We start from the raw sequence: 9,565 nt of genomic DNA on the forward strand, positions 1-9,565 counted from the left end.
GTGAGGGAATTGGGTAGAAAACTCGCAGTGCGACGGGCAAAAAAGTGTCGGTTTGACAGCTTTTCGGCAGTTTTGTCTGTGCTGTCTTAGAGCACGTCGAACACATCAATAGCCAGATGTTTTGCCCTGCGAAACCAATACGCGACTGTAAAGCATGAGCGACACATAGGCGCGGAGCTTGGTAAGAGGCCCTCTCCGGGCATGAATTTGTGAGACGACTCCTACTTGGATGGTTAAGACGAAACGACTGGGTCCGGTTTCGGTTGTGTCTAAAAAACCAACTCTACGCCGGCAGAAAAGATAATATTTCTGCACTATTTGTTGATTCTTGGTTTAATATTTGTCCTGTCCAAGATCTCCCGGCGAAGCTTCAAAGTCAGGCTGGGCGCCATCCAGACGGCGCGCACATGTTCACCGTGCGCGTGTGCGGCTACGCCGTTTCGGCCATGGTTTGCAAACGCAACATGATTCGGAGCATGGGATGAGTACACTCGACGTCGATGCCTTGCTGCTGGAAGTCGATTCAGGGGCGCCCTGCGGGCCGAACCTGGAATACGATCCGGCATTCAAGGCGCTGACGCGCGAAACCCTTGGCAAACCGGAGGTGCAGTACGGCGGCACGATCACTCCTGCGGTCCCGCCGGACTGGAAGGCTGTGCGCCGCCAGGCCGTCGAACTGCTGCACCGCAGCCGCGATCTGCGCCTCGCCATCCACTTGGCGCGCGCCAACCTGGCCCTGCAGGGCGTCCCCGGCCTCGCCGATCCTATCTCGCTGATCGAGCGCCTGCTCGACGCACGCTGGGAAAGCGTGCACCCCATGCTCGACGCCAGCGATAACGACGATCCGACGCAGCGCATCAATTCCCTTGCGATCCTGTCGGATACCGCAACCCTGGTGCGCGAGCTGAAGGAAGCGACGCTAGTGACGCTGCCGGGCCTCGGCCCGCTCACGATCAAGTCGCTGGAGGTCGCCACCGGCGAACTGCCGCCACCGGACGGACAAGCGAAAATCGGGATCGAGTCCTTCGAACGCGCGATCGCCGATCTCGCCCAGGACGAGATAGCGGCCGCAGTCGATGCGCTTGGCCGGACGCTGAGTGCCGTAGTGAACATCGAGCAGATCCTGGTGCGCCAGGTTGGCCGCGCCCGGGCGCTGAATCTGGAGGGGTTGACCCGGCCGCTGCGCAAGGCCCACGAGTTCCTCGCGCGCCAGCAGAAAACCGCGCCCGCCGCGGCGCCGGCCGACGGCTTGGCCGCCGCGGGCACCGGGGCTTCCGCTGCCGACGCCGCGCCGCGCACCGCCCAGACGGCCGGGGGCGCAACGATCACCAGCCGCGACGACGTACTGCGCATGCTCGACCGCCTGGTGCAGTACTACCACTGCAACGAACCATCGAGTCCCATTCCGATCCTGCTCGAGCGGGCCAAGCGGCTGGTGCCGATGGATTTTTTCCAGATCATGCAAGACCTGGCGCCGGACGGCGTCGCGCAGCTGGCGGTGATTCGCGGTCCGGACATGTCGAAGCAGGACAGCGATGCTTAGAAGTATATAGCGGTGAAGCCCGGGGGATGGAAGTTCATCCGGCCTGCAACCGGACCAACCTGTCGTTCATTCATGGGGGATGTCAATCGTGGCCAAAGAGAGTAGCCAGAAGTTCGTCGCACGCAATCGCGCGCCGCGCGTGCAGATCGAGTACGACGTCGAAGTCTACGGTGCGCAAAAGAAGATCCAGCTGCCGTTCGTGATGGGCGTCATGGCCGACCTGTCCGGGCAGCCGGCAAGTCCGCTGCCGCCGGTCGCCGATCGCAAGTTCCTGGAGATCGACATCGACAATTTCGACGATCGCATGAAGGCGATGAAACCGCGCGTCGCGATGCAGGTGCCGAACACACTGACCAAGGAGGGCAATCTCGCGGTCGAGATGGTCTTCGAGAGCATGGAGGACTTCACGCCGGCAGCCATCGCAAAGAAGGTCGGAGCGCTCAACCAGCTGCTCGAGGCGCGCACCCAGCTGTCCAACCTGCTCACCTACATGGACGGCAAATCCGGCGCCGAAGACCTGATTGCCAAGCTGCTCGCCGACCGTGGCCTCATGCAGGCCCTGGCCTCGGCGCCAAAGCCCCAGGACGCCGACGAACAGAGTGGAGAACACCATGGCTGAACTACAGGAACGTACCGAACAACAAGGCGGCGCGCTCGAACTGAGCGATTTCGGCAGCCTGCTGCAGAAGGAATTCAAGCCGCAGTCGGACAAGGCCAAGGACTCGGTCGAGAAGGCCATCCGCACGCTTGCGGAGCAGGCTCTCCACGATACCAAGCTGATTCCTGGAGATGTCCTCGTGACGATCGAGAAAATGATCGCCGCGCTAGATGAAAAACTGAGCGAGCAGATCAACGTGATCCTGCACGCTCCCGAGTTCCAGGCCCTCGAGTCCGCGTGGCGCGGCCTGCACTACCTCGTCAACAACACCGAGACGGACGAGATGCTGAAGATCCGTGTCCTGAACATCTCGAAGAAGGAACTGGGCAAGACACTCAAGAAATACGAAGGGAAGGCCTGGGACCAGAGCCCGATCTTCAAGAAGATCTACGAAGAGGAGTTCGGCCAGTTCGGCGGGAAGCCCTACGGCGCGATCGTGGGGGACTATTATTTCGACAACAGCGCCCCTGACGTCGAGCTCCTGGCGTCGATGGCCCAGGTCGCGGCCGCCGCCCATGCGCCATTCATCGCGGGGGCCGCGCCTTCCGTGATGCTGATGGAGTCGTGGCAGGAACTGGCCAACCCGCGCGACCTCACCAAGCTGTTCCAGACCCCGGAGCACGCCGACTGGAATGCCTTCCGGGAGTCGGAGGATTCGCGCTATGTTGCCCTGGCCATGCCGCGCTTCCTGGCGCGCCGGCCCTACGGCGCCAAGACCGACCCGGTCGAAGCCTTCGATTTCGAGGAGAACACCTCCGCTGCCGGCAGCAAGAACTACACCTGGGCCAACGCCGCCTACGCCATGGCGGCCAACATCAACCGCTCGTTCAAGGAGTATGGCTGGTGTTCGCGCATCCGCGGCATCGAATCGGGCGGCGCCGTCGAAGGCCTGCCGGTCCATACCTTCCCGACCGACGACGGCGGCGTCGACATGCAGTGCCCGACCGAGATCGCGATCTCCGACCGGCGCGAGGCGGAACTGGCCGCCAATGGCTTCATGCCGCTCGTGCACAAGAAGAACACCAACTTCGGCGCCTTCATCGGCGCCCAGTCGGTGCACAAGCCGGCCGAGTACGAGGATCCGGACGCCACCGCGAACGCCAACCTGGCGGCGCGCCTGCCTTACCTGTTCGCCACCACCCGCTTCGCGCACTACCTGAAATGCATCGTGCGCGACAAACTCGGCTCGTTCAAGGAAAAGGACGACATGCAGCGCTGGCTGACCAAATGGATCATGCAGTACGTCGACGGCGACCCGGCCACCTCGAGCGAATCCGTCAAGGCGAAGAAGCCGCTGGCGGCCGCCGAGGTCGTTCTCGATGAGGTCGAGGGCAATCCCGGCTATTACACGTCCAAGTTCTTCCTGCGGCCGCACTACCAGCTGGAAGGATTGACCGTGTCGTTGCGCCTCGTGTCCAGGCTGCCGTCGGCGAAGGCCTGAGGCCAGTATCCATATGCCGAGCGGGCGGGCGGGCCGTTCGCGAGCGGGGATGTACAACCATGCCGGGCCGATCGGCCGCGGCGATAACAGGAGAGTGACATGGCATTAGATATGTTCATCGACATGGGCGCCATCAAGGGCGAGTCGCGCGACAAGGAAAACAAGGAAAAGATCGACATCCTTGCGTGGAGCTGGGGCATGAGCCAGTCGGGGACCACCCACACCGGCGGCGGCGGCGGCGCCGGCAAGGCCAACTTCCAGGACCTGTCCTTCACCAAGTACATCGACAGTTCGTCGAACGCCTTGATGAACGCCCTGGCCAAGGGCAGCCACCTGCCCAAGGTCACGCTCATGGTGCGCAAGGCCGGGGAGGGGCAGCAGAAGTACATCGGCATCACCATGGAAGAGGTGCTGGTGACCTCGATCTCCACCGGGGGCAGCGGCGGCGAGGACCGGCTGACCGAGAACGTCACCCTCAATTTCGCGAAAGTGACGTTCGGCTACACGCCACAGGACAGCAAGGGGACGGTCGCCGGGGAGAAGTCCTTTACCTGGAATATCGCTGAGAACCACGGCAACGTGGCCTGAGTCCGGCAGCTTGCCGGCGCCAGCCTCTCCGTCTGCGGGAGGGCCGGTGCCGGCAAGCTGCCGGAGGCATCCATCCATACGCCGCCACGCGGCGGGGAGCACTTGAATGCTTGCGCAACAGCTCGTTCGTGAAGGGAAGCTTGAGGCAGCACTGGCTGCGCTGCAGGAGGCGGTGCGCAAGGATGCGGCCGACGCCAGGCTGCGCATCTTCCTGTTCCAGTTGCTGGCCGTCATGGGCCAGTGGAGCAGGGCCTTGACCCAGCTGAACGTGGTGGCCGAGCTCGATGTGGCGGCCCTGCCCATGGTGCAGACCTACCGCCCGGCGATCCAGTGCGAAGCCTTGCGCGCCGAGATCTTCGCGGGCAAGCGCGCGCCGGTCATCTTCGGCGAGCCGCAGCCGTGGCTGGCCCAGCTGATCGACGCCCTCAGCTATGAAGCTGCGCAGCCGGAGCGGGCGGCACAGGCGCGCGAGCAGGCACTGGCCGCAGCCCCGGCATCGCCCGGCAGCATCGACGGCCAGCCGTTCACCTGGCTGGCCGACGCCGACATGCGCCTGGGCCCGGTGCTGGAAGCGATCGTCAACGGCCGCTATTTCTGGATTCCCTTGTGCCGGATCGCCAGTGTCGAGCTCGAGCCGCCGTCTGACTTGCGCGATATCGTCTGGACCGCGGCCACCTTTACCTGGACCAACGGGGCCACCACCGTGGGCCTGATCCCGACCCGCTACAGCGTCACCCCGGCCGTCGCCGACGGCGAACTGCTGATGGCGCGGCGCACCGATTGGGTGGACGAGGTGCCGCGCGGCCAGCGCTTGCTGGTGAGCGATGCCGGCGACCATCCTTTGATGGACACCCGCCGGATCGTGCTGGACGCGGTGCCGGGCGCCGAACTTCCCGCCGGCGGCGGCGACGCGGTGAACAATGGCTGACCTGGCGCCCTGCGAGCGGCTCCAGCCCTCGCTGCTCGACCGCCTGACCGACGACGAGCCGGACAGCGAGTCGGAATCGCGTGAACGCCGGGTGCTGTCCCTGCGCGCGCTGCGCAACTGCGTCTTGCGCGACCTGGCCTGGCTGTTCAACACGACTTGCCTGCTGTTGGCAGCCGACGCTCCGAGGCTCCCGCACGTCGCCAGCTCGGTGCTGAATTACGGACTGCCCGACCTGTCCGGCAACTCGATCGCGAACCTCAACCTGTCCCGGCTCGAGCGTGCGATCCGCCAGGCGATCTGGGACTTCGAGCCGCGCCTGATCCGTTCGACGGTGTCGGTCCGGGCCCTGCCCGCGGACAGCGCCGGGCATAACAAGATCAGCTTCGAGATCGAAGCGGACATGTGGGCCCAGCCTTATCCCGAACGCCTGTACCTCAGGACGGAACTCGACCTGGAGCACGGCAGCGTCACCCTGGCCGAGACCGGCGCCAGGAGCCTGGCATGAACCCGCGCTTCCTGCGCTACTACAGCCAGGAGCTCCAGCACCTGCGCGAGATGGGCGGCGAATTCGCCCAGGACTATCCCAAGATCGCCGGCAGGCTGGGACTCGGCAGCTTCGAATGCGCGGATCCCTACGTCGAGCGCTTGCTGGAGGGCTTCAGTTTCCTTGCCGCGCGGGTCCAGATGAAGATCGACGCCGAATTCCCGCGCTTTACCCAGCACCTGACGGAGCTGGTGTATCCCCAAATCCTGGCGCCGACGCCGTCGATGGCGGTGGCGCAGCTGCAGCCGGACTTGAGCAATCCGGCGCTCCAGAAGGGCTTCGTCATCGAGCGCGGCAGCGCCATGCGCAGCGTCCTCGGCAAGGACGACAACACCGCCTGCGAGTACCGCAGCGCTCACTCGCTGACGCTCTGGCCGGTCGAGCTGGCGGAAGCCAGGTTCTTCACCATCGGCGGCGCGCAGGCCGGCCTTGCCCTGCCGCCTGCGGTCAAGGCCGGCATCCGGCTGCGCCTGCGCACCACGGCCGCGGCCTTCCGCGACCTGCCGCTGGACCGGCTCTGTCTCTACCTGCGCGGCGCCGACGCGCTGCCGCTCAGGCTCTACGAAATCCTGTTGGGCAGCGTCGAAGGCGTGCTGGTGACCCCGGTGGGGCGCCCCATCGGCTGGCACGCCATGTTGCCGCGCGACGCGCTGCGGGCGCGCGGCTTCGCCCAGGAGGATGCGCTGCTACCTGCCGATGGCCGCAGTTTCTCGGGCTACCGGCTGCTGCAGGAGTATTTCGCCTTCCCGCAGCGCTTCCAGTTCGTCGACCTGTGCGGACTGCAGGCGGGGCTGCGCCACTGCCCGGACAAGGAGATCGAGATCACGATCCTCCTTAACCGCGGCGATCCTCAGCTTGAGAAAACCGTCGATACCGTGCACTTCGCGCTGCACTGCACCCCGGTCGTCAACCTGTTCGAGCGCCGGGCGGACCGCATCAACCTGTCCGGCGACCAGCTCGAGTACCACGTGCTGGTCGACCGCACCCGGCCGATGGACTATGAGGTCTTCCAGGTATCCTCGGTCACCGGCTACGGCAGCGGTCCGGGCGCCGAGCAGGCCTTCCGGCCTTTCTACACGGCCCGCGATCTCGGGGTCCCCGACCGGGACCAGGCCTACTACCAGATCCGGCGCGAGCCGAGGCTGCTGTCGCAACGCCAGCGCCAGGCCGGGCCGCGTTCGAGCTATGTAGGCAGCGAAACCTTCATTTCCATCGTCGACGCGGCCAACGCGCCGCACAGCACGGAGCTGCGCCAGCTGGGACTGACGGTATGGTGCACCAACCGCGACCTTCCGTTGACCATGCCGACCGGCGCCGGCAAGACCGACTTCCTGCTCGAGGCCGGGGCGCCGGTCAGTGCGGTGCGCTGCGTCGCCGGGCCCAGTGCGCCGCGTCCTTCGTTCGCGGAAGGCGCCGTCGCCTGGCGCCTGCTGAACCACCTTTCGCTGAACTACCTGTCGCTGCTCGACACCGATCCGCAACAGGGCGCCGCAGCCATGCGCGAAATGCTGGCGCTGTATTGCCATCCTGGCGATGTGTACGCCCAGCGCCAGGTGGAGGGCTTGCGGTCGATCTCGTCGAAGGCGGTCACGCGGCGCATGCCGTCGCCGGGGCCGATCACCTTCGGACGCGGCATCGAAGTCAGCGTCTTGCTCGACGACGCCGCCTTCGAGGGCGCGGGGGCATTCCTGCTGGGAGCCGTGCTGGCGGAGTTCCTTGCGGAGTACGTGTCGTTCAACTCGTTCACCGAAACGGTGATCAATACGCTCGGGCGCGGCGCGATCATGCGTTGGCCAGCCAGGGGAGGTACATGCGCGATCCTGTAGCGCTCGACGCCGAGCTGGAGCGGCGGGTGGCCGACATGGACTTCTTCCAAGTGCTGCGGCTGATCGAGAACGCCCGCCCGGACTTGCCGCGCATCGGCGCTTCCTTGCGGCCGCGCGAGGATGCCGTGCGGCTCGGACAGGATCCCGGTCTGGCTTTCCACCCGGCCGCCTTGGGCGGATACCGGCGTGCCGGTGGGAAGAGCCGCGCGCGCCTGGCGGTGAACTTCCTCGGCCTGCTCGGCGCGAACGGACCCTTGCCCCGCCATCTCACCGAATACGTGCGCGACAGGCTGCGCCATGCGGGCGATCCCACCCTGCAGGCCTTCCTCGATGTCTTCCACCACAGGATGCTGTGCCTGTTCTACCGCGCGCGCGCCAGCGCGGAGCCGGTCATCAGCCTCGACCGGCAAGACGGCGACCGCTATTCCGTCTTTGTCGGGAGCCTGTTCGGCATTGGTTCTCCCGGCCTGCGCGATCGCGACGAGATCGGGGACTTCGCCAAGCTGCACTTCGCCGGCCTGCTGGCCAACCGGGCGCGCCCGGCCTCGGGCCTGGCCAGCATCCTGCGCGAATACTTCCGGCTTCCCGTTCGCATCGAACAGTTCGCCGGGCACTGGATGAGGCTTCCGGACACCATCCTGAGCCGCATCGGCGCCTCCGAACGGGACAACCGCCTGGGACGCTCGATGGTGCTGGGCTGCCGGGCCTGGGATTGCCAGAACCGGTTCAGGATCGTGATCGGCCCGCTCGGCTACCAGGACTACCAGCGCTTCCTGCCCGGCGGAAGCAGCCTGAAACGGCTGCTGGCCTGGATCCGGATGTATTGCGGGCTGGCGCTCGACTGGGAGGTTCAGCTGGTCCTGAAGAAGACCGAGGTACCGCCGCTGCGCTTGGGCGGGCCGGCCAGGCTTGGATGGAGCACCTGGGTGGCCGGCGCCGCGCCGCTGCGCGACCCCGACCAGTTGCGGATCAGCCGCAGCGTCATCGAATCCCAACCTTGAGGAAGGACGATCATGGCCGACATCAGCCGTGTTGCGTTGTTTGGAAAGCTGAACAGCCTGTGCTACCGGGCGATCGAGAGCGCCACCGTATTCTGCAAGCTGCGCGGCAACCCCTATGTCGAGGTGGCGCACTGGCTGCACCAGCTGCTGCAACTGCCCGATTCCGACCTGGGCCGAATCGTGAAACAGTACGATCTGGATGCCGCAGCCCTGGCGCGCGACCTGGTGGCGGCGCTCGATCGCTTGCCGCGCGGCGCCGCTTCGGTCAGCGACCTGTCCTCGCAGCTGGAGGAAACGGTCGAGCGCGCCTGGGTGTACGGCACGCTGATGTTCGGGGAAACACAGATCCGCTCGGGCCACCTGGTGGTCGGGATGCTCAAATCGACCGGCCTGCGCAATGCCTTGTACGGGATCTCGAAGCAGTTCGAGCACATCAGGCTGGAAGACCTGTGCGAAAACTTCGCCAGGCTGCTGGGCGCGTCGCCCGAGGCGCAGATGGCGGCCACGGACGGCTACACCGGAGGCGGGGCGGCGCCCGGCGAGGCCAGCGGGGCCATCGCGCCGGCCGCGATGGGGAAGCAGGAGGCATTGAAGAAATTCACGGTCGACCTGACCGAGCAGGCCAGGAGCGGCAAGATGGACCCGATCGTCGGGCGCGACGACGAGATCCGCCAGATGGTGGACATCCTGATGCGGCGGCGCCAGAACAATCCGATCATGATCGGCGAGGCGGGCGTCGGCAAGACCGCCGTGGTCGAAGGATTCGCCCAGCGCATCGCGCGCGGCGACGTGCCGCCAATGCTCAAGGACGTCGAGCTGCGCGCGCTCGACGTCGGCCTGCTGCAGGCCGGGGCCAGCATGAAGGGCGAATTCGAGCAGCGCCTGCGCTCCGTCATCGACGAGGTGCAGGCCAGCAGCCGGCCGGTCATCCTGTTCATCGACGAGACCCACACCCTGGTCGGCGCCCGCGGGGCCCCCCCCCCCCCGCGCCCCCCCCCGCCCTGGGCGGGGGGGGGGGGGGGGACCGGGGGCGCGG

Annotated in this window: 9 protein-coding genes; all 9 read left to right on the forward strand. The window is 66.0% G+C overall.

The window, feature by feature from the left end:
• Positions 1-481: 481 nt before the first annotated feature.
• Positions 482-1,543, forward strand: a complete 1,062-nt coding sequence (gene tssA / locus KBW95_RS13040; RefSeq protein WP_211528437.1) for a type VI secretion system protein TssA — start codon at positions 482-484, stop codon at positions 1,541-1,543.
• A 79-nt stretch (positions 1,544-1,622) separates the two neighbouring features.
• Entirely contained in the window at positions 1,623-2,162 is a 540-nt protein-coding gene (gene tssB / locus KBW95_RS13045) for a type VI secretion system contractile sheath small subunit (protein ID WP_211528438.1), read from the forward strand.
• Positions 2,155-3,642: a type VI secretion system contractile sheath large subunit gene (gene tssC / locus KBW95_RS13050; protein WP_211528439.1), complete on the forward strand. Its 1,488-nt coding sequence runs from the start codon at positions 2,155-2,157 to the stop codon at positions 3,640-3,642. Before tssB ends, tssC begins: the two co-directional genes overlap by 8 nt.
• A gap of 99 nt (positions 3,643-3,741) precedes the next feature.
• Positions 3,742-4,230, forward strand: a complete 489-nt coding sequence (locus tag KBW95_RS13055) for a type VI secretion system tube protein Hcp (protein ID WP_211528440.1) — start codon at positions 3,742-3,744, stop codon at positions 4,228-4,230.
• A 106-nt stretch (positions 4,231-4,336) separates the two neighbouring features.
• On the forward strand, positions 4,337-5,158 hold the full coding sequence (locus KBW95_RS13060; protein WP_211528441.1) for a type VI secretion system accessory protein TagJ: 822 nt from the start codon (positions 4,337-4,339) through the stop codon (positions 5,156-5,158).
• On the forward strand, positions 5,151-5,663 hold the full coding sequence (tssE, locus tag KBW95_RS13065; protein WP_211528442.1) for a type VI secretion system baseplate subunit TssE: 513 nt from the start codon (positions 5,151-5,153) through the stop codon (positions 5,661-5,663). Before KBW95_RS13060 ends, tssE begins: the two co-directional genes overlap by 8 nt.
• A complete protein-coding gene (gene tssF / locus KBW95_RS13070; RefSeq protein WP_211528443.1) occupies positions 5,660-7,528 on the forward strand; it encodes a type VI secretion system baseplate subunit TssF in 1,869 nt (622 codons plus the stop codon). The genes tssE and tssF overlap by 4 nt, the downstream gene beginning before the upstream one ends.
• The gene (gene tssG / locus KBW95_RS13075) at positions 7,513-8,529 is read left to right on the forward strand and encodes a type VI secretion system baseplate subunit TssG (RefSeq protein WP_211528444.1); all 1,017 of its coding nucleotides are present in this window, start codon (positions 7,513-7,515) and stop codon (positions 8,527-8,529) included. The genes tssF and tssG overlap by 16 nt, the downstream gene beginning before the upstream one ends.
• Before the next feature lie 12 nt (positions 8,530-8,541).
• A partial coding sequence (locus KBW95_RS13080; protein ID WP_211528445.1) for an AAA family ATPase occupies positions 8,542-9,565 on the forward strand: 1,024 nt, incomplete at its 3' end.

This window comes from Massilia sp. ZL223, assembly GCF_018119395.1.
Taxonomy (GTDB): domain Bacteria; phylum Pseudomonadota; class Gammaproteobacteria; order Burkholderiales; family Burkholderiaceae_D; genus Telluria.